Origin of the sequence: Corynebacterium anserum (assembly GCF_014262665.1) — a bacterium.
In the GTDB taxonomy this organism is placed as follows: domain Bacteria; phylum Actinomycetota; class Actinomycetes; order Mycobacteriales; family Mycobacteriaceae; genus Corynebacterium; species Corynebacterium anserum.
Genome location: NZ_CP046883.1, coordinates 116615 through 139725 on the forward strand (window position 1 = coordinate 116615; position 23111 = coordinate 139725).

Consider the following 23111-nt stretch of genomic DNA (forward strand, 5'->3'; position numbering starts at 1 on the left):
TGGGTTGGATCCATTGCCTTAATATTAAGGTGGTGGAACCAACCCGCCATTTTTTATTTTCATAAATGTAAACACAAGTTATTTTATTCACCCTATGAGTTGTGAAAACACCGCACCTTTAGCTCCGATCACGGCAAACGGTGTAGATCTGCGTACCCATCCCATCATGCGGTGGTTACTTCTTGTTACTGTTGGAATGGGCGTTTTTCTCATTACGTTAGATAACACCGTCCTGTACACAGCTTTGCCAACACTTGTAGCGGAGCTTCGCGCTACCAACTCCCAAATGCTGTGGATTATGAACGCCTATCCCGTGGTAGTTTCCGGTCTTCTATTGGGTACGGGAACTCTTGGCGATAAAATCGGCCACCGAACAATGTTATCCCTCGGACTGGCAATTTTCGGCGTCGGGTCGATTGCAGCGGCGTTCGCACCAGACGCCGCTGTGCTTATTTTAGCCCGCGGCGTGTTAGCTATCGGAGCTGCGTGTATGATGCCCTCCACGCTGGCGCTGATCCGTCTGACCTTCCAACAGCCCCGCGAACTAGCCCTAGCTATTAGTCTGTGGGCAATGCTCGCAGTCCTAGCCAGCGCTTTAGGTCCACTCATCGGCGGTATTTTGTTGGAGTGGTTTTGGTGGGGTTCCGTTTTTGTCTTAAACCTTCCTTTCGTTCTTGCTGCCTTATGCGCTATCCCTTTTGTGGCCCCACGTACTAGTTTGGATAGATCCAAACACTGGGATTTTTATTCGTCTTTTTTGGCGTGTCTTGCCTTAATGGGAACCGTGTTGTTTATCAAGGAGCTGGTTCATTCCCCGCAGAACTGGAGACTTATTGGAGGCGCGGTCGTCGTATCTGTTTTGGGTTGGTTCCTCTTTACGCGACGCCAATCTCAACTTCCTGAACCCCTTATTAGTCTCGATATTTTTCGTAATCCCGTGTTTGTTGCAGGAACCATTGGCGCATCGTTTGCGATGTTTGGCATGGTTGGTTTGCAATTCATCATCACGCAGAAGGCTCAACTAGTGGATGGATTGACACCTTTAGAGTCCGGCCTATTAGTGACAATATCTGCCGCTGGTTCCGCGCTGACTTCACTGATCGCTGGGGCGAAGCTTCATATTATTGGCGCCCGTCTGTTAGTGGCTGGTGGGATGCTTGTAGCCGTAGCAGGAACAGTAGCAGTTATGTTCGGCGCTGCGTTCCACTGGTGGTGGGCAATTATCGTCGGGTTATTCGTCGTAGGAGCGGGTCTTGGTGGCGTAACTGCGGTGGCCTCGATGCTCATTGTGAGTAATGCTCCGCCCCACAGGGCAGGTATGGCATCGTCGGTGGAAGAGGTCTCCTACGAAATGGGCTCTCTCATTGCCGTTGCCGTATTGGGTTCCCTCCTCAGCTTCATATATTCCGTTACTCTGCATTTGCCTTCGGGTGCTCCGGCCCGTGCACATGACAGCCTGCAAGACGCGCTAATGGCAATGACCGAGGAAAAGATGAAACCCGAAGTCGCCAGTGCACTCGTTGACAGCGCCACGGCTTCTTATGAGTATGCGTTTGTGGCATGCACAGCATTAGTGGCAGCGGTTCTTTTCTTAGGATTCCTACTGACCAATACGCGCCTCAAAGGATACAAACTGCCTGAAGAAGAATCATCTAAAACAGCGAGGTAAACTTGCGTTCATCACCGGTGAGCGGATCGGTGAACTCCAGACGTTTAGCGATAAGACCCATGGGGCGAGAAAAATCTTCTGCATCCACAAAAGCAGGACGAGGGGGCTCACCTTCAGGAGTCAAAAGCGCGTGATCGGACATATCTTCATACAACGGATCGTTAAGTATGGGCAGTCCTAAAGACCGCATCACGACCCGTAGCTGATGCGTGCGGCCGGTTTTCGGTTGGAGTGTCCATACCAGCACGTCGCGCCCAGAGCGTGACTCTTGGCGTACACCGGTGACCAAAGTGCAAGCATTCATCTTGTCCAACGGAACAGACTCATCTAAATAGGTAGAGAGCCGTCCGCGAACCTTGACCATATGATGGCTCAGTTGCCACGGACGGTCTACGCTCGGGGGAGCCCACGTCTGCCAGTCACAAAGTCGGGGGATAGGTGAAAATACGGTCTTATCGGCCAGAGGAGTGATGGCCTCATAAGTTTTCCTGGGAAGACGCTGGTCAAACATTGATTGATATGCTCCTCGCGCCTCAGGTCTTACGGTCATCATCAGCACTCCACGGGTAAGGCGGTCAAGCCGATGGCAGGGAGATAAATCAGGGATATTGAACTGAACTCGAGCCTTAACCAAGGCTGTTTGCCGAATATGCTGCCCCCGCGGAAGCGTAGAAAGAAAAGGGGGCTTATCTATGACTAAAAGTGTGTCGTCGGAATGAAGGAGACGAAGTTCACCCGGTACCTCCCTCTCCGGAGCCGGCGTGCGATAGAAGTTGACGAAGGTTCCCGGCGAGAGGACATCATTGGCAGAGAGCACTTGTCCGTTGTCCAGACGCACGTGTCCGTGAGCGAAACGCTCCTCCACGGCGCGTTCGTCATCCTCGGGATGGCGATGACGTTGCGTGGAGATGAGGTGCCAGAGAAAGTCCCGAGCCAGGAAGGGCTCAGGCCAGTCAAGGGGAACCTGAGCGCGCGTGGGATTCAACCCTTCGCGTATTGGCAACGGATTCATCAAGGAATATACTTTCCGCTTATGGATATTAACGCGATTACTGATTCTATCGTTCAGTTTTTACAGACAGACTTAGGCCACAACCTATGGAATGTGCTGATGGACGTTTACCACAACCTTTATCCGGCGAACGCGGAGAGCGCCCACTAAAGAGTCGCCTAAGACCCCATATCGTGCGATCTGCAAAGGCAACCTCGTCCATTGCCGCCCATTGTGATTGACAAAGTTGGCGTTGGCCGCAGATCGGGGGGATACTAGAAGTGAAAGTACCTACGGATAACAAAGGACTTGGTTTTCCATGACCGCCCCAGTAAAGGACATTGTTGTAGCCGTTGACGGCTCTGAAGCATCTGATACCGCCGTACAATGGGCTGCCAACACAGCTCTCAAGCGTAACCAGCCATTGAAACTGGTCACCGCCTATAGCATGCCGCAGTTCATGTACGCCGATGGCATGGTTCCGCCACAGGAACTGTATGACGAACTTGAGGGTGAAGCCGGAGACAAACTGGAAAACGCTCGCCGCATCGTCAAGGAATTCGACGAATCCATCGTCGTGACTGCCGAGGTCAAGGAATCCTCACCGATCGATTACCTATTGGAGCTTTCTGAAACAGCTGAGATGCTTGTCATGGGCTCCCGTGGTCTGGGTGGTCTGTCTGGCCTGGTTATGGGATCCGTTTCTGCAGCTGTAGTGTCCCACGCCGACTGCCCAGTTGTAGTTGTTCGCAAAGATAATCACGTGACCGAGGCCAATAAGTATGGTCCAGTGGTCGTGGGCGTGGATGGGTCTTCCGTTTCTCGCCAAGCGATGGAGGTTGCATTCCAGGAAGCTCAGGCTCGTGGGGCTGTGTTGCGTGCTGTGCATGCTTGGTCCGACGCGCAATTCCACTCGTCGTATATTGGTGTGATCGAGGCTCAGTCCCAGATGGAAGCATTGATTGCTGAGCAGGAGAAGCTTCTGAATGAAGAGCTCGTTCCGTTCATTGAGAAGTACCCGGATGTCAAAATTGAGGAAATTGTTGAGAGGGAGCGCCCTATCCATTCCCTTAAGGAAGCAGCAGAAGATGCACAGCTGATGGTTCTGGGTTCTCACGGACGCGGGGGTTTCAAGGGAATGCTATTGGGATCTACGTCCCGGGCATTGCTGCAGTACTCCCCATGCCCAATGATGGTGGTACGCCCGCAGGGTAAGTAGTTTGGCAGTGAGGCGAGCCCTTCCTACACAGCGAGGAATCGGCTCGTCATTATTGTCCGGTGGTGTCCGCACAAGGTATTTTGACAAGGTTTTCTGTGATGCGCATAGTCGGATCCCATAATTAGGAGAAAAGGACTGTGGGCACCACTGAATGTCTTACCTGTTTCTTGGAGGCTCTGCAACACGGTCACTACTGATGAAATCAACCGTCGGAACTGAAGACGTTGCCGCCTTACGTGCCCATTCGGTAAAACGGCGCAAGGTCGCAATGATGGCCGGCTTGGAACCCCTTATTATGGGCGATTAGGGGCATTACGCTGGTACAGACCAAGGTCTCTCTGCCAATGGGTTTGTCCTCTGGACGAACGCTCAATCTGCACTGCTACACGAGAAGACAGCACAGGACTTAACGGAGCAGTGCCGATTGCATCAACATCCTCATCACCAGACCCACCAGTGTGTTGGAGCTGAAGTCCCTGGCGGGGCAATAGGTGGATGATAGATTTCTCAAACCCTTCTGAAGGAAGCACCGTTTGAGGATTTGAGGATCTCTTCACCAGCTCGCCATCCTCGCCCCGCACGCGGTGCCTCCCCATACACCGGGCACCCACGCACTGGGTGCCACCCCATCGGCTGGGCGGCTTTTGTGTCACAGATAATGACCGCCGGAACTGCTCAGGCGACATTATCTCTCTTTTCTGTCGGAAGCTGGCTTCATAAGCCTCGCAGATGCCCACCGTGGATGGACTGGTGTCGTCTGGCAAACACAAGGTGCTAACTGTTGTGGATGATCGTAGTGGTTTGCATTATAGGTAGGCCAGGGCAGCATGTAGCCGCCGTGTAGTTGGCCTACTAAGTTTGACGCAAGCAATAAATAGACCGTTACGTCTACTACAATGGTCGCGAGCCCTTGTGAAGGGGCGAAGGTCTTTGCCGAAAGATGGTTCCTGAAGAAAAGGTGAGGTTTATGGCTCCAGTAGCAAAGAAGACCAGCTCCCGCCGGCGTAATCGTCCGGGGCCGCGCCAACGTCTTCTGGCTAGCGCTACGAACCTTTTTACCACCGAGGGCATCCGTGTTATCGGTATCGATCGTATTTTGCGTGACGCTGATGTGGCGAAAGCTTCCTTGTATTCGTTATTTGGGTCCAAGGATAACCTGGTAGTTGCCTATCTGGAAGAGCTGGATAATAAGTGGCGCGCTGCTTGGCATGAGATCGCGGATGAGCGGGAGAAACCGGAAGATCGTATTATCGCTTTCTTTGATCTATGTATACGGGAAGAACCAAAAAATCATTTCCGAGGCTCGCATTTTCAAAATGCCGCCGGGGAGTACCCGCGGCCGGAATGTGAATCGGAGGAACGTATTCGAGCGGCAGCTATGGATCATCGTGCGTGGGTCGCGATACGATGGCCGAATTGCTCACCGAGAGGTTCGGGTACTCTTCCCGTACTCTTGCAGATCAGCTTATGGTTTTCTTAGATGGGGGATTGGCCGGCGCGAAGATGAGCCGCACCGTAGTGCCATTAGAGACGGCTCGAGGTCTAGCACGTCAGCTGCTGCTTACTGCCCCGGCAATGTACAACATTTAGCAGTCCGAACTCCACTGTTGCATTAGTACTTTCACTTCTGGATTAGTGGTTCCTCGCCCGTGATTCCCGTCTTGCAGCGGAAGCGTTTTTTTGAACCTTCACATCTTCCAGAAATTCTTCTGGGTAAGGGTGTGTCTTATTCAAGAGCGTTCACAGTGACGGCTTGGATAGCAGTCCAAAGATTATTGCAGACCCAATAGATGAGGATTGCCAGAGGCGCGGGGCCGAAGATTCCAAAAAACCAGGGGAAAAGCAGAATGATGGGGGCTAGACACCACATGATTCTCATGAGGATACGCGAAGCTTTGACAGAATAGTCAATGGTGCGGAGGCTGCGTCGGAGTGAGTAGATGTAGTTGGCCGTAGTGCAGACGGAGGCGACGAAGATTAACGGTAAAGCCACTCGGAATACCTCATCCGATGTGACGTTCAAATAATCCAGCCGTTGAGGTGGCATAGCGACATAGGCAGGTAGAGGTATACCGGAAAATGTCGTGTGGAGAAACTGCGATACATCATGGCCGGTGAGTAAACCGCGACCATGATGAACCGCATCGAGGCCTTCCTGTGGACGTGCAATATGAAGGAGCAGGCGATAAAGACCCATAATCACCGGGATTTGAATGAGCGGAGGGAAGCAACCGTCGCTGACTCGATATCCCACAGAGGCTTGCATCTCACGACGTTTGGCGCGGAGCTGTCTCTGGCTTTCTTGATCTTTCTTGTCCGAATACTGTGCACGTAATCCCCGCATGTCCAGTCTGATATGAGCTAACAGTCGCGACGAACGATATTGACGGTAAATCAGTGGTAGTAGGCATGCACGGATCGTTGCTACTAAGAGGGGAATGGAGCAGAGCCAGGCAAAGGTAGCCTCCATTCCGAAGAAGGTAGTCAGTAACCAGTGCCACGTTGTGAGGATGAAGGCAACCGGATACTCCAGGACAATCATAGGCGCGAAGAATGAGAGAAACGCCCAACGTGCTCGTTAATAACGATGCAGGCAGGGCGTTCAGTGGTCTTGTGCATGAAAATTATGCGCGGGAATTAGTTGCCTTGTTGAATTGCTCGACCACGTCGGCAGAAATGCGACCTCGCTCGGAGACAGCGATGTTGTTTTCATGTGCCCACTCGCGAATGCGCTTGTTGCGGGCAGCATTGCCGGACGAGGCGGTGGACTTACGTCCGGATGCTCTCTTTGTAGCGCGACGTGCTACAGCGATGAATGGAGCTATAGCATCGTCAAATTTGCGCTTATTTTCTGGGCCTAATTCCATGGTGTAGTCCACGCCACCGATGGAAAAATCGATGATGTTTACGTCTCCATCGGCCAGCAGAGAATTGTCAAGATCGTCGAAATACTGGGTGACTTCACGGCGTGCCATGAGCAGGATGTCCTTTCGTTAATGACAACAGTTGTAAAAAACTGTTTCGCTTTTATTGCCGTAGTGACTTACGTGGCCGGTGATCTATGTGATACACACGAGCCATTTGGTCACCATGATCTGCGCAATAAATTTTACAAGCCCGATAAATAATATCTTGCACTTCACAGTACACACTGGTTATTGAGTTCTGCAATTAGCGCCTTGGCTTTAGAGCGTGCGACGCGGAACGAAGTTATAAGTATAGACGAGGTTTATCCTGAGTAAAAAATATTAGCGTGCAGAATGAAAATGAGGATTAATAGCGTCCCCATGCTGGGAGATTCCCTTACCTCGGTACGTGCGCGCAGACATTTTCCGAGTAAGAGGTTGGTTTGGCTGTAATTTACCGTCCGGAGTGAGAAGTAGATAATCCGCATGGACATACTCAGGAGTAACCTGAACAACCGTATATCCGTGAGAATCGAAATCCAAGTATTTGATATAGCGATTCAGACCAGTAAAAGCTCCTTCGGCGGTAAGCGACAGAGGGTTATCTTCAGGCAGTTTCACAATGTCATCAATATTGGAACTAGTGATAGATGTGCACACGATTTCCACGGCGGCCGGTCTCTTGGAGGGGTATTTTCCTGGCTCTACGGGTACGTCATTAGCCCACGACGAGTGAATATCGCCGGTGAGAAATATCGCATTATCCACGCCTTTGTCCTGGAGCATATGCAGAAGTCTGCGCCGCTCGGCGGCGTATCCGTCCCATTGATCCACGTTGTAAGGCATACCTTCTTCAGGCAGGCCAAGTAACTGGGTGACAGCTAAGGACGTCTCTGGATCCAGGGGCGGGATCAGCACGGGAGTAATCATCACCGAGTTGCCAATGAGGTTCCATGTGGCGTGAGATGATGTGAGTTTGCGGGCTAACCAACTAAATTGTTCAGATCCAAGCATGGTGCGAGATTCATCGTCGACCTTTCTTATCGCGGAGAATTCCACCTGCTTGTTGCGGTAAGTGCGTAAATCCAGCATGTTGAGCTCAGCGAGTGGGCCAAAATTCAAGTTGCGATAGATGTGCCCACCAGCTGAAACCTGAGTGGCGCGAATTGGCTGCCATTCCAAATAGGCGCGCATCGCCGCATTACGGCGCGTGATCCATGGCCCTTCTGTTTGTGGATCATGCCCTTCTGCGCCGCCGCTGTAGACATCATTGGCGAACTCGTGGTCGTCCCATGTCACAATCCACGGGCATGCCTCGTGGGCGGCTTGGAGGTTGGGGTCTGTTCGGTATTGAGCGTAACGTTCGCGATAATCCTGCAGGGTGACAATCTCATGGGCAGGCAAGTGGTCGCGGACTGCCCCGGATTTACCGGTATATTCGCCTCGTTTGTATTCGTAGATGTAATCGCCGACATGCAGGGCGTAGTCTATGTCCCCGCGATCAGCCATATCTTGATAAGCGCTAAAGTACCCAGCCTCCCAATTGGCGCAGCTAAAGAGCGCAAAGCGTAGTTCTTTGACGTGTTGACCACTGGCGGGAGCGGTACGGGCATGGCCAATCGGTGAAATCTGACCTTTGTAGGGGCCAGATTGGACGATAAAACGATAGGAGTAACCGGTGTACGGCTGCAGACCAGTGGCCTCTACCTTGGCTGTCATATCTGTATCCGACGTCACGAGCACCTCGCCGGAGCTGATGATGGACGTGAAGGAATCATCTTGTGCGACTTCCCACCGCAGGTGTGTGTCGACGCCCTTATTGCGGCCAGCATAGTCACCTGGATGGGATGTGACGCGAGTCCATAAGATAACGCTGTGTGCGTAGGGGTCGCCGGACGCTACGGAATGTTGGAAGACAACGTGGTCATCCGGGGCAGTGTGGGAAGGGGTGTCTGCCGAAACGGAAGAGGTGAAGGCGGACGCGGTGGCGAAGCTAGCGGTTGCTATCACACCAGTTTGGAGAGCTCGGCGGCGGGAGATGCTCTTGGTCATGTTTCAGATAAGAACACGTGAGCCTCGGCTCTGCAGTATATGGGGGTGAAAAAAGACAAATAGCTACCCCTAGGGGTAGCCGGGCAAAGATTTATGCGACCTATGCGAGGTTACTTGCCATGCAGGTGCAGGCCTGTGCTGTTACGTATTGCGTGTGATGCAGACCTGTGTTGTATCGGCCGTTCTTATTTGCCTCGTTTGATGTCGATCTGCGCTTCCACCAGATCTAATTCGCGAGAGATTGCCTGCAGAGCATGACGGGTTTGCTCATTGTTCATGTGTGAGGTGTTTTTCACAGCTTCTTCCAGGTCGTCCATGCGTTCGTCGACATCCTTAGCAAAGCCCATGGGAAGACCGCCCTTGGATATATCCTTACGTATCTGGCGGATACGAGCCTGCTGGGGAGCGCCATCCCCTGAGAACTGTGCCATATCCTCAGCTGATACGCCATGGGATTGGGCGGTGCCGCGCTCATTGGCTTCCTTCAATTGCGTCATTCCCCGGTAAATCAAAGGAAGTAGCGCTGGCAGTGCGACACGAGCAGCGCCGAGATAACGGTTGACGTTTGAGCGGTTGAAGTTACCGGCCTTCAGCTGTTCCAGGGCTGCGGCTGCCATCTTTTCCTCATGCTCACGGCGGTTCTTCAGTTCCTTGGCATCCGCTTTACGTACCTGCTTTGCGGTCTTGCGAAGGTATTTCTCTTTGGCTTTCTCCAGTTTGGCATCGGCCTTGGCCTCCGCGAGGGCGCGCGCCTTAGCTGCCTTTTCTACAGCCTTTTTCTCTTGGCGGCGCTTACGCATTGTACTGAGCAGTCCCATGTCTCTCCGAGTCTTGTGTCTGTGTTGTGTCTTTGTGCTGTGTGTTTCGTTGTCTAGGTACCAAGCCTTAAGCGCGGTAGTTGCGTTCACACGCTGAACAGCAAAGCATGGCCGACGAAACCTAATATCCTAATACTAGTAGCCCACTGTAGCCGGAATAGGCCATGAGTGCTGTAACTGTCGTTGGAAACTGTAGCCGGAATAGGCCATGAGTGCCGTAATTGTAGATTGAACAGGTTCGTCTGCCGTCACTCGCTGCAACCTGGATATACCGGAACAGACCCCATCCGTTGGGATATCTCTCGTGATTCCCACAGGCTTACTCTTTGGCTCTGCGTTGGACGCCTAAGATGGGAAGCGCTGTGAACTATTCCATGTGCCCTGTAGACAAGCGCGAAGATCCGCCTGCGCCGCTGACTCCCGCTGACGTTGTGGGATGCCGACATAGGGCGGTGTTGCGTCGGGTAAAAAGCATCAATACACCGGAGCGAATGCGCACGCTGCAGGATCTCGAGAATCAGATCCAATATCTTTCTCACCACATTGCGGAACAAGCACGGCGGCAGAAGATCCTCGCGCAACTACCTGGAAGTCCTCGTCGTGGGGATAAAGTACGCCCGACGCGGATAGACATCAGCCCGGGACCGAATGCCGTGGAAGATACGCTGGAAGCGATGGCACGTGGAATCCGCTTGATCACCGGAGCTGTCCTCGAAGAAGGAGCGCTGTCCACGACAGTGGACATTCTGCTGCGCCGCGATATGGGACACGGCACGGACCCCACGCTCGCTTATGCCCCACTCGTAATTTCGGGGCACTCTGTGGCCCGCCGCCTGCGAGGCAAACAAGCGGCGGATTGCCTGGTCATCGACCTATCTGCCCTGAGCCTGTCCCATGGAGTGGAAGTACCCCTCCGGCACCGCGCACTGGCCGGTGATTCTCAGCGCCTAGCGATGGCCTACACAATTCTCAGCGTCTGGGGTGTGGCATCGGGCGACGTAGGGCTCATTGGTCGCGCAGGAGCTGCGGATCCGGAACGCTGCTATATTTTTCCCGGCGACTCATTACTTCCAGGCTTGTTAACAGCTCTCAGGGAACCAGTGCCCCACGCGCCCAGCCGTGTGAAGGAATGCAGCTATTGCGAATACCACAACCACTGCCGTGCACAATTACTCGAACGCCAGGACGTATCACTAATGCTACCGGGAGATAGAAACCGGGCACTTCGAGAAGCAGGTATCCGTACCCTGCCGCAACTGGCTGAGGCACAGCGTGGTGAACAAAGCGCGCTCGCGGAGGCCTGGATGAAAGGGGAAACGGCTTTACGGCGACCGCTTCGGCGCTGGATAACCGACACCGAGCTGTGGGGCGGATATCAATTCGTCATGCCCCGCCGGGGTGACCTGACCGCCCAAAAGACAGGTCAAACTCCAGAAACATCCGCTCAACCCATGCAAGAGCAGTTAGCAAACGTGATCGACATTGACATCGACATGGAAGCTCATCCTCAACGTGGCACATTCCTGTGGGGCACTTTTGACGGAGCTCAATACGTGGCGTTTGGAGATTTTTCGAGTGCAGGAGACGAAGGCGCCCACGTGGCTGAGTTCTGGGCGTGGATTCAAGCGCGGGTGGCGTCAGCGGCGGCGTCGGGAAAAAGGTTGAGGGTGTGGGTTTATGCTGAGCAGGGTGAAAATTACTGGCTGCGCCACTACGCACGGAAATTCGGAGGCCGAGCTTATACACTCGCTGATGCGACGACTGTCACCATGCCAACATTAGACGAGGTCAACAGGTTTATTGCCTCTGAACAATGGTGCGACCTCTTCCGAATTGTTAATAATGCTGTGGCCGGCACTGGCTCCCTGGGCTTAAAAACAGTCGCTCCGCTGGCTGGTTTCCAATTCAGCCAAAAAGGCGTGGACGGGCGTGCCGCCATCACTCTTTACGAACAGGCCATTAGAACGGCGCGTGGTACTGCCCAGGCAGCACGGCGCACCCTTGAGCGCTATAACGCGGACGATTGCGTGGCGAATTCCTATGTGCGCACCTGGCTACGCAAGGGAGCGCCGGGGATCCCCCAGTGCCCCCACTAGACCCCTGCTACTTGTCCTTCAGTGTGCATCACAACGTGGTTGGTACGCCCATGTGATGGCAATGAATAGCCGCGAAGTATGCAGGAAAACGCCCCCTCGCGAAGGATGATCCTCAAGGCCATTACCTCCGTGAGGGGGCGCGGTGCAATCTGTCTGGGATTACTGTGTGGTGATTACTTCTGGGCAGCGTCGTAGCGAGCTGCAACCTCATCCCAGTTAAAAACGTTCCATACGGCCTTCACGTAGTCGGCCTTGACGTTCTTGTACTGCAGATAGAAAGCGTGCTCCCACATATCCAGGAGCAACAGTGGGGTGAGGTTAACGGAGAGGTTACCCTGCTGGTCGGTCATCTGCTCGATGACGAGACGCTCACCGATGTGGTCGTAGCCCAGAACTGCCCAACCGGAGCCCTGCAGACCCAGAGCGGCACCGTTGAAGTGCTCCTGGAATGCTTCGAAGGAACCGAAGTCACGGTCGATGGCTTCAGCGAGAGCGCCGGTGGGCTGGCCACCGCCATTGGGAGAGAGGTTTTTCCAGAACAGGGAGTGGTTGGTGTGACCACCCAGGTTGAATGCGAGATCCTTGGAGAGGGCGGTGACGACACCAGCGATGGAGCCATCTTTACGAGCTGCGTCAAGCTTCTCCAGAGCAGCGTTTGCACCGTTAACGTAGTTCTGGTGGTGCTTGGTGTGGTGGATCTCCATGATCTCACCGGAGATGTGTGGCTCCAGTGCGTCGTATGCGTAGTCGAGTTGTGGAAGTTCGTACTTAGCCATTGCGCGTACGGTCCTTTCCTTGAAAGTTTGTTCGTTACTGCCTCCAGTGTCCAGATGTTTAGTGACTTTCGCAACAATTCCTTTTCGTAAAACGTTCATTGAGTTGACACGTCTTCTGTCGGGAACGGGTCTAGGGTGGGCATCATGACCCTTACAACTGGAGCGAAAATTGTATTGATCGGCGCTGGCGATGTAGGCATCGCTTATGCATATGCACTGGTCAACCAGGGATTGTGTGATCACCTGGCGATCATTGACATCAACGAACGTAAGACCTGGGGTCACGTCCAGGACTTGAACCATGCGGTGCCATGGGGTGGGCATTCCATCAAGGTCACCGTGGGCACATATGAGGATTGCGCCGACGCTGCCATGGTCGTCAACTGTGCGGGAGTGGCTCAAAAGCCGGGGGAAACCCGCCTAGATCTTGTCGGTAGAAACGTCGTCATCTTCAAAGACATTGTGGGAAAAGTTATGGATGCGGGGTTCAACGGCGTCTTCGTTGTGGCGACGAACCCGGTGGATGTGCTGAGTTATGCCACGTGGAAGATGTCTGGCCTGCCCTCTCATCAGGTCATTGGTTCGGGAACAATCCTGGATACAGCCCGCTATCGATATGCGCTTGGCCGCTATTTTGATTTAGCACCAACCTCCGTTCACGCATATGTCATCGGTGAACATGGGGATACGGAGTTGCCAGTTTTATCTGCAGGTAGCGCAGGCGGTGTGCCTTTAAAGAAGATGCTGCAGACCAGGGCGCTGGAGAAAGCGGATACCAGTGACGCGGATAAGATCTTCGAGGAAACCCGAGATGCCGCCTACGAAATTATCCAGGCCAAGGGGTCTACGAGTTTTGGTATTGGCATGGGGTTAGCGCGGATCACTCGCGCGATTCTTCATAACCAAGATGTGGTGCTACCAGTTTCCGCCCTTCTGGAAGGACACTACGGTCTGGAGGATATCTACATAGGAACACCTGCGGTTATTGATCGTCGGGGTATACGGCACGTCGTAGAACTAGACCTCGATGACGACGAAGCGGCTAAGTTCCAGCATTCCGCCGATATTCTCACGCGAGTGATGCAGGATTCTGGTTTGCGGGCACTTTAGCGCATAGAGTGCGAGGTAAGGCCGCGCCAAGACGAGATCGTCCGCACTTGAGCAGCTATGTAGCTCGTGGTCAGGGAGGGGGAGGCCAGGCAACGTAGGAAGAAAACGTCGATGAACACTGAGTAAACCCGGGTGCATAAGAGGGAGTGTGGTGACTAAAAATAAAAGCATGAAGATTGTGGCTCACCGCGGAGCTTCGGGAGAACGCCCAGAACACACCTTGGGAGCGTACGAACTTGCCGTTGATCGAGGAGCCGACGGGTTGGAATGCGATGTCAGATTGACTCGCGATGGTCACCTTGTGTGCTTCCATGACCGCACCATGGAACGGGTTGCGGTAGACCGCCTGCCCAAAGGCGAAGCAATAGTATCCACGATGACCTTGGCGGAAATGCGCCAGATAAACGTCGGTACTCCTGAAGAACCAGCAGAGGTTATCACCCTCGCCGAGTTGCTGGAGTTTTACCAAGATACGCGCCGGGAGAACCTCGATGTGCACGAAGAGTGGGCGGGGTCTGTGTCACGCGAGTTGTTTATTGAGACGAAGCACCCCAACCGCTACGGGCCGCGCGTCGAACACACCCTCAATGAGACCCTGGGAAAATTCCGCCTCGACGATGACCCAAGCGTGCGCATCATCTCCTTTAGTCCGCAGTCTCTAGTGCGCTTTACAATGATTAACCCACGTTTGCGCAGAATTTTGTTGAGGCGAGAATTTCAGCGCATGGTTCATCCCAGCCTGGAAGCAATGGGCCTGGTGGGTGCGCACGGAGTATCAATTGCGAAGGCTCGGGTCAGACCCGACATCGTTGGGCGACGTAACGTCGACACCTATGTGTGGACTGCAGACAAGGAAGACGACGTACGCTGGGCACTACGCCACAGTGTGGATTGGCTCGCGACGAACTATCCGGGACGAGCGAAAATCTGGCGTGACGATGAACTCGAAAAGGAGTTCCGGCGCGGCATTGCCTGATACCTCATGTTGGGTAGACGTTGCGCTGGTACCGCCTGGGCGTCGGTACAAAAGGCGGTTGAGAATATAGAATCGCCACCGTGGCTAAAAAGAAGAAGAAAGAAAACCTGCCAGAGGGCATGAGCCGCCGTCAGGCGAAGCTCGCAGCTCGTGCTGCTGAGCGTGCCAAGTTGGCCAAAGACACACGACCATATGACGGATACGCACTCGAAGCCGACCTCATTGCGTTGCAAGAGTTCGTTCCTTCTGCCCATTTCATCGCTGATGTGAAAGGTATTGACCGCACAGTCCATGTGGGCACGGTTCTGCCAGGTGCGGTGGCTGCCTTGGTGCGCAGTGAGGACGATGGAGGCGAGGCATTCGTTGCTTTGCAGACCCAGCGCCGCGGAGATAATCCAAACCGCGACCTCGCCTTTGCTCTGAACTGGCTCAAGAGCGCTAGGCCAGGGGAGTCGCTAGAGATCGGCATCTCTGACGGTTCTGAGCCAGATCTGTCCGAATTGCTGGAGAAAGATTCCACTCCGGAGATCGTTGTGGAACAGGATTTCAACTGGTGGTTGACGGAAGAGGCCCTGAAGAACCCACAGGTCGCGGCGACCCTCCGGCAAGCCAATGACGCCATCTTGCCATCCGACCGCATCGACGCGAACATCTCCGGTGCGGCTTGGTGGATCAACCCGGGAGAAAAAGCCCACATCCGTTGGATCCGCCCGGAAGCTGAAGCTGACCTACTGAACGCTTTAGCACGCGTACATGCGGCTGGAGAGTTGCACGTGGGTGAAGGATCCAAGTTCGCCGGTGTATTCCGTACACACGGCGTGTTGGTTCCGGTATGGGATCTTGACAATTCCAAGGAACACAGCCACTGGGCAGCTGGCCTGGAAGCTTTAGACAAGAAGATTAGCGGCGCTATCGCCTCCACAGATGCCTTGACCGCTGATGAGCATAAGTCTAAACAGACGATCATCTCCCGCGAAGTGACCATCCGCTAGTGTGCTTGTGTTCGCAGCGTTCGCAGTGGGCACAAGCTTATGGGCGCGCGTGGGTGGGTGAATTCCGTCCACTACCGTTCGCACGCTGTACGCCGGTGCATGTGGTTGGCCTATTTCGCATCGGTTATGTGGTCTGTCTGAGCTATCTGAGGGATGCGAAGAGTTGTTCCGCGCCCTGCTCGTCCCACATAACCACGTTGCCCACGTCCAGATCTTGATAACCAGCCACGGGGATTTCTACTTGCTCGGTGCCGCCAGCAATAGCCAACCCCAGCCGAGTGAGGTTCCATACATGGGTACCCTTGTCCACGGTCAGTGAGCCGGTCATCCCTTTCACCACGGGGAAGAATGTGAACGGATTGAGTAGCGTGCCTGGACTAGCGATTTTCTTGCTCAGCGCGGATACGAATTCCCGCTGACGCCGCGCACGGTCAAGATCGCCTCCGGCGGACGTGTAGCGGGAGCGTACATAGCCCAAGGCTGTCACACCGTTCATTTTCTGGCATCCCGCTTGCAGATTGATGCCCGCCATCGGATCCTGCAGTGGTTGGTCGAGGCACATGGTGATCCCGCCCACGCTATCCACCAGGCTGGCAAAGCCGCCGAAGCCGATTTCTGCATAGTGGTCAATACGCCATCCAGTGGCCTGTTCGATGGTCTTTTGTAATAGTTGTGGTCCCCCTAGGCTGAAGGCGGCGTTGATCTTATTCATACCGTGGCCAGGGATATTGACGTAACTGTCCCGGGGGAAGCTAATAATCTTCGGCTTACCGCCGAATGTAGGGATGTTCACGACCATGATGGTGTCTGTGCGCCCTGCCGAATCGTTGATTTCCCCCGCGGATAATCTCTCCGCATCCGCTTCGGAAAGCCCGGCGCGGGAATCGCTGCCCACGAGCAGCCAATTGGTGCCCTTCGTGTTGCCAGGGCGCCCGTCGTATGTGGTGAGCGCATCAGTGCGGTTGAGGGAAGTATCAACCCATATTCCAGTACCGATCACTAGGGCACAGAGCACGAGGAGAATCGCGCCCAAGGTTTTGAAAAGTGGAAAGCGACGGCGCTTGAAAGAAGTGTTTTTCGCCTGAGGGCGACGCCACCGCTGCCCGTCTCGTCCATACTGAGAGGCAGAGAGGCGTTGGTCATAACCAGCCCGGGGAGCGTGTTCTCTGTCGCGATAGTCCTGGTTATCGCCGTATCCCTGAGAAGAATAGGCGCTGTTGCGGGAACTCCGAGCAGCGTACCTATCAGGAGGGTAATCCCCAGCTGGGTACGCGGCATTGGAATAATCCTGATAGCCGGAGTGAGCACTGGAGCCTGGGGCGATGGTACGTCGGTACTGCGGAGGCTGAGGTTGAGCAGATGGGCGACGATGCCGGCCTGTGCTATTAGAGTTGGGGCTGGACGTAGAGGAGCGTCGTATGCCGGCTCGCGATTGATCGGAGTGGGAGTTTGAAGATTGTGGTCGCGGCAGGTTGGAACGGCGACGTACTGGACGGCCAAAGCGATCCACGAGGGGATTGCCGTTATGGTCGTATGCGCAGTCATCATCCTTGTGTGAGTAATCGCCGGGACGTGAATTCATGTGGGACATCGTAGCCCACATTGCGCCGCACTAGCTGCGCACACGGCCGTAGTAACCCTGCGCGCCGCTGACGAGCTGTGCTGATGAACTAGCCGGGGATACCGCCGAGCATCGTATAGCCAACGAAGGCGACGCTATCGATAAGCCCGTGGGCGATAATGAGCGGCCATACGCGGCCGGTTTTCTTCCAATACCAGAGGTAAAACAGCCCCATGACGATATTCCCCACACCGGCTGAATATCCCTGGTAGAGGTGATAGCTGCCTCTCAACAGCGCGCTGAAGAAGAAAACCCATGGCCAGGGCACTCGTAATTGCCGTAAGCGTGTACCGAGCCAGGCGACAACAATAATCTCCTCGGCAAAGCCATTAGCCCAAGAGTTGAGGATGAGCAGTGGTAGTTGCCAGACATTGTCGTCAAGGCCGGAGGGAACGACTTGCTTTGTTAGCCCTAAATGTAAGGCAGTGAAGTAAAACAGCAGCCCCGGCAAACCGATGATGGCTGCTAAGCCTGCACCAAATAGCCAGTCCTTGCTACGCATGCGCCACACGGTGCGGGGTGCGAGGTTCGTTCTTAAAGGAACATGCCTGAGCAAAAGCAAAACAGCGAGCCCGCCCCAGGCGAATAATACGCCGCTACTGCTGATCTGTAGCAAAGGGTCTAGCCAGGGCGTAGGGGACTGCTGGGCGTTAAGCGTGGCGGTTTGCTCATTGAGTTTTGTGGAGCTGAGGGTGGCGTCGATCAATCGTAAAATCGCGCGCAGCCCAGAAGCTCCATAGGTGACGGTCAAGACGATGAGGAGCTCCCAGCGTACGGCGGCGACATTGTCATAACCACCGTGTGAGGGGCGTTGGTTTAGTGACATGGACGATCACCGTGGCCATGCTCAGAAAGTGTATGGGGTGCAGGGGTAGGCCGGTAGCCGAGTTTTTCGATGTCTCCAGGTGCGGCCAAAGAAAGCGACTCCGCTGGCAACATGCCCGCGAGATGCTGCACGCTACGAGCTAATGCCAGCAATGCGCCTTCAGAGACGCGATCACTGACTGCTCCTAGCAAAAGCGAGATGGGCCAGCGCCCCGGTACCTTCGTGGGATGAACTAAAGGAACGGATACGCAAGCCCAGCCGGTCATATTCCATAGCGTTCCCCATGGTGTCCATGCAGTCTGCGCGAGGAAATTCAAGCGGGGCTCTAGGGCGGAGAATGTACCCGGAGGTGGGGGAGCGCACGCAAGCATTGGAGTAGCGACGAGATCCAGATCCTGCCAGGAGATGCTGACTTCGTGCTGAACGGCCTGGAGTTCCGCGTGCACTTTTTCCAGACGCCACTTGTCCACCATCCGTCCTTGCTCTTTAAGCCACGAGGTGATTGGTGAAAGCGGTGCAGGTAAGTCTGTGCAGTGAGAGGCGAAGAACTCCGTGAACAGAGAGAACTTTTCGGGGGCGTACGGCGCGGGAGCCTGAATGACCGATTCCACTGCCGGGGTGGAGGCTAGCAAGCCTGTTACCGCAGCAGTCGCCGCTGCGATCTGGGGATCCACAGTGGTGAGGGAATGAAAAGGCCTATTGGTATAACCGATGCGTAGCGGGGCGTCCGCGAAAGAAGATAGCTCCGGAAGTTGGAGTCCGTAGGCTCGAGCCGTGGTGTACAGATCCTTGGCCAGGAAACCGTGAGCCACCGGGGTGAAGCCTCCGATGGAATTATCGTGCACTGGTTTCAACCCCACCAAGCCGCAACAAGCAGCAGGAATGCGGATAGAGCCACCTCCGTCAGTGGCGTGAGCAATGTCCACAAGACCCCGCGCAACAGCGACCGCCGCACCGCCAGAGGAACCGCCACACATGAATTCCGGGTTGAGTGGATTGACCGGCGCCACTTGCCCAACCGGTTCGGTGTAGGCGGTCGCACCGAACTCTGAAGTGCTGCTGGCCCCGACCAGGATGGCACCGTGAGATAACAGGCGCCGAGCAGCGGAATCATGATACATAGCGGTACGTGAAAGCCGTTCACTGCCAAAAGTTGCGATCTCGCCTTCCACCTGTTGTAAGTCCTTAATGAGCACTTCCTGGCCATAAAGGGGGGACTGTTGGTGTGGCTGCGGTGGCGTCGAGAAGAAATCCGACGGGTAGGGGTGAAGACTATGCGCCCGTTCATAGACCCTGGCGATCCCTAGCTCCGCAGGGGATAGTCCAGTCACATCCACAGCATGCGCCAAGCGCTGCGCGAAAGAGGAGGAAGGAAAGGAGGTATCATGCATCGCTGCTCACCCTACTCGCTGGATGAGACAGCTACAGTGAAGTTCATGAGCAACGCAATTACTGGCACCCCGACCGTCGCTTTTCTCGGACCGCGTGGAACCTTCACTGAACAGGCCCTGCACGATCTGATCGCCGCAGGTCACTTGCCAGTAGATTGTCGGAGCACGCCGGTGCACTCTCCACGAATCGCGCTCGATAAGGTGCGTGCCGGGGAGGCGGATTATGCGGTGGTTGCTCTGGAATCCGTCGTGGACGGGCCAGTCGCTCAGACTGAAGATGCACTGGCCAATGGGTCTCGTCTTCAGGTCATCCGTGAAACCTTGGTGCCGATCGTCTTCTCCATCCTGGTCCGTCCGGGAACTCAACTACAAGATATTAAGACTTTCACCACCCATCCTGTCGCTGAGGCTCAGGTGCGCAGTTGGGTGAGAGATCACCTACACAATGTGGATTTCATTCCCGCGTCGAGTAACGCAGCGGCAGCTCAGGCCGTAGCGGAGGGCAAGGCTGATGCAGCGGCCGCCCCTGCGCGTGCCGGGGAGCTTTTTGCCTTGGAAGCGCTGGCAGAGGGAGTGGCCGATATGAAGGGTGCTTTCACGCGTTTTGTTTTGGTTCGACAGCCGGGTGAGATTCCCGCTCGTACCGGCGATGACCGTACCGGGGTGATTTTCACACTGAAGAATGAACCCTCTAGCCTCATGACGGCCTTAGCAGAGTTAGCTACTCGTGGTGTGGACATGTCCCGTATCAGCTCCCGACCCACGCATAGGGAAGGCAGCCCGTACAGTTTCCATGTGGGCATCGTGGGGCACATCGAAGATGATTCTGTGGCGGAAGCTTTGGCCGGACTGAAGCGCAGCACCCATGAGCTGAGGTTTATGGGTTCATGGCCGCGCGCAGTGTTGGACGCTGACGGACGTATTCCTCCGGCAGGACATACCCCTCCGGATTACGCTGAGTCTAAGGAATGGGTGCGCCAACTGCTGCACCGGTCTAACCTCTAACCGTTCCCGTTTCCACGATCACGCCCCCAACGACACCATGCCTGGAGAGGATCGTTGCCAGTGAGCCACCTGTTTTTGGTCAGGCACGGACAGACGACATCGAACGAAATCCGCGCGCTGGATACAGCCTTGCCCGGTGCAGATCTCACTGAATTGGGGCGTGAACAAGCCACCAGCGTGGGGCGCATTCTCGCGCAGCGTTCGAGCTGTCTTCACGTTCTATCTAGCCAGGCTGCGCGTGCACAACAGACTGCGGCGCAGCTGGCAGCGAGTTTCGTTGACTTCGATGGCTGTTTGGCGCCGTCTGGCCCTGGCTCAGCTTTTTCCTCCTTCTTCACAGGGAAAGATCTTTCTTCTTTTTCCGACGCCACCGCGACTTTTCTCGCTGGGGAATTGGGTGAGAAGCTAGCGATGATCCACGGTGTGAGTGAGATTCCCGCTGGTAACTATGAGATGAAAACCGACCATGATTCCCTCGTGGGATACCACACCATCCTTGGTTCATGGATGGCGGGGAACGTGGAGCTCTCGATGCCCGGCGGTAGCACTGGCGCCCAGGTTTTGCGGACGTATGTGACGCAGTTGCTGGCTCTCATGGCCGCAGTGAAAGTAGAAGAACAGATGCACCCGGCGGGGACGAAAGGCTCCGAATCAGCAGAGATTGCACTGGTTAGCCACGGCGCAGTGATCCGTTTAGTGGCTCGTTACTTGGGGGCTGTGGATCCAGAGTGGGCCTTTCAGGGGTATTTGCAGAATTCGCATTTTATTCAGCTTGAGATTCCCCACAATGTGGACCAGCTTGCAGAGGCCATTGCGCAGGATTTTCTGAAGGGATACGGTGCCTTCACCATCGTCGAATGGGGTGAACATGGACGCCCGCAGCCCTATTCGCCATAGACCCATTCCCCACGAACTCAATAGTCCTCACGTGTCGAAGAATCACCGCAGGAAACCCAGTAGTCCTCACGTGTCGAAGAATCACTGCGGGAACCTAAGAGTCCTCACAGGAGAGATTCCACAGGAGATACATCACGGCCGCCTAAGCCCAGCCCAGTTCGTGCAGGCGTTCGTCATCGATACCAAAGTGATGAGCCAGTTCATGAATAACGGTAATGGCGACCTGTTCGACGAGCTCCGTATGGTTGGCTGCCATCTCGCATAGCGGCTGCCGGTAAATAGAGATCTTGTCCGGAAGGATGGACGTGTATTCACTGGTGCGGTCGGTGAGCGCAACGCCCTCATACAGCCCCAGAATAGTGGGGTCCTCACTGTTGGCATCCTCGACGACGATCGCCACGTTAGTGACGTGGCGCAGTATTTCCCGAGGGATGCGTTGCAGCCCTAAGTCAACGAGTTCGTCGAACTCTTCCTCGGTGACATACAACGCCATGGTGAGTGTTTTTCCTGTGAAGGGGCTGGTAATTCTCAGCGCGACCCTATTGTCCCTGCGCTGGTGACGTGCCGGAATTATTGGTTCCGGCACCACTGTCCGTGGGGGCTTGGTTGTTTGCTTCTGAGCGCAGTGGATTACGCTTGGGAGGAGTAACCGGTTGCTTGCCATCAATGGTGAAACCCTGGCGGACATCGCCATTTAAGACAGCGAACCCTCCGCCTTCGCGACCGAAGGTGAGTGCACAGTTCACGGTGCGGGAACCTGCTTCCCAAGACTGAGCGTGGATTGTTGTCCAAAACGGTGTCAAGGTGGAGTAGTAAAGATTGTCATCGCTGCCGAGGTACTTCTGGGCAGCTTCCGTGCATCGTTTATTGAGAAACTCGTTTTGTTTATCGTCATTCGGCCATGCATCTGGGAAGGCGCTAGCGAGGTTCACAACGTCCGTGACCTGCCACGTGTGATCCTGGTTGCAGGGAACTTGGACGGGAACGTTGTTGTCCACGCGTACACACGTATCTGCAGGATAGGCTCGTGCCTGGTCGGTTTCTGCAGCTAGTCCCACAGTCTCAACGGAACGACCATTCGCGTCGGGAACCATCACCCCGCAGAGCATTGTGCGGTCGCCCTTTTCCCAGTACGAGGCCGGTGGGAGAATAGGGGAGATTTGATAACGTCCCTCAGGATCCAACTTGCCCTTTAGGTAGGCCAAAGTTGGGCCGTTGCATAGCTCGGCAGTGAGCTGCTGTTGACGTTCTAGGCCGGGCCGTTGTGCATCTTTACCGAATTCACTGGTGGGGTACTTGCTGAGGTCTTCACGAGCAGAAACCTCAAAGCGATGCGGCTGCGCACACTCCACACTGGTAAACCCCGTATTGAGGCCGTCTTTACCGGGAGTCCAGTTCACGCAGGAGCCGGTGTCTGCATCTGTGAATGTTGGGACCTCGGGTTCTGCGGGAGCTTTGGTGTTATGAACCTGGGCTGCCAGAGGGTTGGAATCCTTTGGCGACATGTACCCGTAAGCACCCGCGCTCACACCACCGCACAGCATCGCGGTGAGAACCACAGTGAGAGAGCGCGAACGTCGTGCGCGCTGTGAACGGCTAATGCTCAAGGCTTTTCACTTCCGATTTCGGCAGGTAGTGGCGTCGGTCAGGTCGGGCATTAAGCGAGTCAGCATAAAGCTCCACGATGCGGCGCGAGGCTAATTTGACAGCGCTGCCTTCCCATAGCGGGGTGATCCAATAACTGGGTTGAGTTAAGTGGGTCTCGT

The 23111-nt window shown here is 54.9% G+C and carries 20 protein-coding genes and 1 pseudogene; 9 read left to right on the forward strand and 12 right to left on the reverse strand.

The window, feature by feature from the left end; translation table 11 throughout:
- Window positions 1-94: 94 nt before the first annotated feature.
- Complete coding sequence (locus tag GP473_RS00450; RefSeq protein WP_246394810.1) at window positions 95-1669, forward strand: MFS transporter; 1575 nt, start codon at window positions 95-97, stop codon at window positions 1667-1669.
- Here the strand turns inward: GP473_RS00450 and GP473_RS00455 are convergent.
- Entirely contained in the window at window positions 1653-2681 is a 1029-nt protein-coding gene (locus GP473_RS00455) for a pseudouridine synthase (protein WP_186276940.1), read from the reverse strand. The two genes, GP473_RS00450 and GP473_RS00455, sit on opposite strands and share 17 nt — an antisense overlap.
- Window positions 2682-2979: 298 nt before the next feature.
- Between GP473_RS00455 and GP473_RS00460 the strand changes: the two genes are divergently transcribed.
- A complete protein-coding gene (locus GP473_RS00460) occupies window positions 2980-3879 on the forward strand; it encodes a universal stress protein (RefSeq protein WP_185769669.1) in 900 nt (299 codons plus the stop codon).
- 293 nt (window positions 3880-4172) lie between these two features.
- Here GP473_RS00460 and GP473_RS09400 read toward each other — a convergent pair whose 3' ends face one another.
- Complete coding sequence (locus GP473_RS09400) at window positions 4173-4565, reverse strand: restriction endonuclease (protein WP_343061443.1); 393 nt, start codon at window positions 4563-4565, stop codon at window positions 4173-4175.
- A 254-nt stretch (window positions 4566-4819) separates the two neighbouring features.
- On the opposite strand from GP473_RS09400, the pseudogene GP473_RS00470 reads away from it, so the two are divergent.
- Window positions 4820-5469: pseudogene (locus tag GP473_RS00470) on the forward strand (TetR/AcrR family transcriptional regulator).
- Window positions 5470-5605: 136 nt separating this feature from the next.
- Here GP473_RS00470 and yidC read toward each other — a convergent pair.
- From yidC to GP473_RS00490, 4 genes are all read right to left on the reverse strand, one after another.
- The gene (gene yidC / locus GP473_RS00475; protein ID WP_186276941.1) at window positions 5606-6421 is read right to left on the reverse strand and encodes a membrane protein insertase YidC; all 816 of its coding nucleotides are present in this window, start codon (window positions 6419-6421) and stop codon (window positions 5606-5608) included.
- An 82-nt stretch (window positions 6422-6503) separates the two neighbouring features.
- Window positions 6504-6854: a histone-like nucleoid-structuring protein Lsr2 gene (locus GP473_RS00480; RefSeq protein ID WP_185769666.1), complete on the reverse strand. Its 351-nt coding sequence runs from the start codon at window positions 6852-6854 to the stop codon at window positions 6504-6506.
- A gap of 273 nt (window positions 6855-7127) precedes the next feature.
- Window positions 7128-8837, reverse strand: coding sequence for an alkaline phosphatase D family protein (locus GP473_RS00485; RefSeq protein ID WP_185769665.1), 1710 nt, complete (start codon window positions 8835-8837; stop codon window positions 7128-7130).
- 185 nt (window positions 8838-9022) lie between these two features.
- Window positions 9023-9655 (reverse strand): DUF6474 family protein, encoded by a 633-nt coding sequence (locus tag GP473_RS00490; protein WP_185769664.1) that lies wholly within the window; start codon window positions 9653-9655, stop codon window positions 9023-9025.
- A 362-nt stretch (window positions 9656-10017) separates the two neighbouring features.
- Between GP473_RS00490 and GP473_RS00495 the strand changes: the two genes are divergently transcribed.
- Complete coding sequence (locus tag GP473_RS00495; RefSeq protein ID WP_343061445.1) at window positions 10018-11751, forward strand: TM0106 family RecB-like putative nuclease; 1734 nt, start codon at window positions 10018-10020, stop codon at window positions 11749-11751.
- A gap of 173 nt (window positions 11752-11924) precedes the next feature.
- Here GP473_RS00495 and GP473_RS00500 read toward each other — a convergent pair whose 3' ends face one another.
- A complete protein-coding gene (locus GP473_RS00500) occupies window positions 11925-12527 on the reverse strand; it encodes a superoxide dismutase (RefSeq protein WP_185769663.1) in 603 nt (200 codons plus the stop codon).
- Between the two features lie 144 nt (window positions 12528-12671).
- On the opposite strand from GP473_RS00500, the gene GP473_RS00505 reads away from it, so the two are divergent.
- The 3 genes from GP473_RS00505 (at window position 12672) to GP473_RS00515 (ending at window position 15605) form a co-directional block, all read left to right on the forward strand.
- On the forward strand, window positions 12672-13637 hold the full coding sequence (locus GP473_RS00505; protein WP_185769662.1) for an L-lactate dehydrogenase: 966 nt from the start codon (window positions 12672-12674) through the stop codon (window positions 13635-13637).
- 151 nt (window positions 13638-13788) lie between these two features.
- The gene (locus GP473_RS00510; protein WP_246394813.1) at window positions 13789-14613 is read left to right on the forward strand and encodes a glycerophosphodiester phosphodiesterase; all 825 of its coding nucleotides are present in this window, start codon (window positions 13789-13791) and stop codon (window positions 14611-14613) included.
- 80 nt (window positions 14614-14693) lie between these two features.
- On the forward strand, window positions 14694-15605 hold the full coding sequence (locus GP473_RS00515; protein ID WP_185769661.1) for a DUF5926 family protein: 912 nt from the start codon (window positions 14694-14696) through the stop codon (window positions 15603-15605).
- A gap of 142 nt (window positions 15606-15747) precedes the next feature.
- On the opposite strand, the gene GP473_RS00520 is transcribed toward GP473_RS00515, so the two are convergent.
- The 3 genes from GP473_RS00520 to GP473_RS00530 all read right to left on the reverse strand — a co-directional run bounded on the left by GP473_RS00520 (window position 15748) and on the right by GP473_RS00530 (window position 19443).
- Window positions 15748-17187: an LCP family protein gene (locus GP473_RS00520; protein WP_186276942.1), complete on the reverse strand. Its 1440-nt coding sequence runs from the start codon at window positions 17185-17187 to the stop codon at window positions 15748-15750.
- Between the two features lie 88 nt (window positions 17188-17275).
- Complete coding sequence (locus tag GP473_RS00525) at window positions 17276-18052, reverse strand: CPBP family intramembrane glutamic endopeptidase (protein ID WP_186276943.1); 777 nt, start codon at window positions 18050-18052, stop codon at window positions 17276-17278.
- Window positions 18043-19443: an amidase gene (locus GP473_RS00530; protein ID WP_186276944.1), complete on the reverse strand. Its 1401-nt coding sequence runs from the start codon at window positions 19441-19443 to the stop codon at window positions 18043-18045. Before GP473_RS00530 ends, GP473_RS00525 begins: the two co-directional genes overlap by 10 nt.
- 45 nt (window positions 19444-19488) lie before the next feature.
- On the opposite strand from GP473_RS00530, the gene pheA reads away from it, so the two are divergent.
- Together pheA and GP473_RS00540 are read left to right on the forward strand one after the other, a co-directional pair.
- Window positions 19489-20448 (forward strand): prephenate dehydratase, encoded by a 960-nt coding sequence (gene pheA / locus GP473_RS00535; RefSeq protein WP_185769657.1) that lies wholly within the window; start codon window positions 19489-19491, stop codon window positions 20446-20448.
- 60 nt (window positions 20449-20508) lie between these two features.
- Window positions 20509-21345, forward strand: a complete 837-nt coding sequence (locus GP473_RS00540; protein ID WP_186276945.1) for a histidine phosphatase family protein — start codon at window positions 20509-20511, stop codon at window positions 21343-21345.
- 142 nt (window positions 21346-21487) lie between these two features.
- Here GP473_RS00540 and GP473_RS00545 read toward each other — a convergent pair whose 3' ends face one another.
- Window positions 21488-21838: a metallopeptidase family protein gene (locus GP473_RS00545; protein WP_186276946.1), complete on the reverse strand. Its 351-nt coding sequence runs from the start codon at window positions 21836-21838 to the stop codon at window positions 21488-21490.
- A gap of 46 nt (window positions 21839-21884) precedes the next feature.
- On the reverse strand, window positions 21885-22952 hold the full coding sequence (locus GP473_RS00550) for a septum formation family protein (protein WP_185769654.1): 1068 nt from the start codon (window positions 22950-22952) through the stop codon (window positions 21885-21887).
- Window positions 22953-23111 lie beyond the last annotated feature (159 nt).

Bases quoted from the DNA above. Each gene is read 5' to 3' on its own strand.
- GP473_RS09400 (WP_343061443.1), bottom strand. From the start codon at position 4,565: ATGTCGCCTGAGCAGTTCCGGCGGTCATTATCTGTGACACAAAAGCCG.
- GP473_RS00485 (WP_185769665.1), bottom strand. From the start codon at position 8,837: ATGACCAAGAGCATCTCCCGCCGCCGAGCTCTCCAAACTGGTGTGATA.
- pheA (WP_185769657.1), top strand. From the start codon at position 19,489: ATGAGCAACGCAATTACTGGCACCCCGACCGTCGCTTTTCTCGGACCG.
- GP473_RS00530 (WP_186276944.1), bottom strand. From the start codon at position 19,443: ATGCATGATACCTCCTTTCCTTCCTCCTCTTTCGCGCAGCGCTTGGCG.
- GP473_RS00480 (WP_185769666.1), bottom strand. From the start codon at position 6,854: ATGGCACGCCGTGAAGTCACCCAGTATTTCGACGATCTTGACAATTCT.
- GP473_RS00525 (WP_186276943.1), bottom strand. From the start codon at position 18,052: ATGTCACTAAACCAACGCCCCTCACACGGTGGTTATGACAATGTCGCC.
- GP473_RS00460 (WP_185769669.1), top strand. From the start codon at position 2,980: ATGACCGCCCCAGTAAAGGACATTGTTGTAGCCGTTGACGGCTCTGAA.
- GP473_RS00490 (WP_185769664.1), bottom strand. From the start codon at position 9,655: ATGGGACTGCTCAGTACAATGCGTAAGCGCCGCCAAGAGAAAAAGGCT.
- GP473_RS00505 (WP_185769662.1), top strand. From the start codon at position 12,672: ATGACCCTTACAACTGGAGCGAAAATTGTATTGATCGGCGCTGGCGAT.
- GP473_RS00520 (WP_186276942.1), bottom strand. From the start codon at position 17,187: ATGAATTCACGTCCCGGCGATTACTCACACAAGGATGATGACTGCGCA.
- GP473_RS00545 (WP_186276946.1), bottom strand. From the start codon at position 21,838: ATGGCGTTGTATGTCACCGAGGAAGAGTTCGACGAACTCGTTGACTTA.
- GP473_RS00455 (WP_186276940.1), bottom strand. From the start codon at position 2,681: ATGAATCCGTTGCCAATACGCGAAGGGTTGAATCCCACGCGCGCTCAG.
- GP473_RS00450 (WP_246394810.1), top strand. From the start codon at position 95: ATGAGTTGTGAAAACACCGCACCTTTAGCTCCGATCACGGCAAACGGT.
- GP473_RS00500 (WP_185769663.1), bottom strand. From the start codon at position 12,527: ATGGCTAAGTACGAACTTCCACAACTCGACTACGCATACGACGCACTG.
- yidC (WP_186276941.1), bottom strand. From the start codon at position 6,421: ATGATTGTCCTGGAGTATCCGGTTGCCTTCATCCTCACAACGTGGCAC.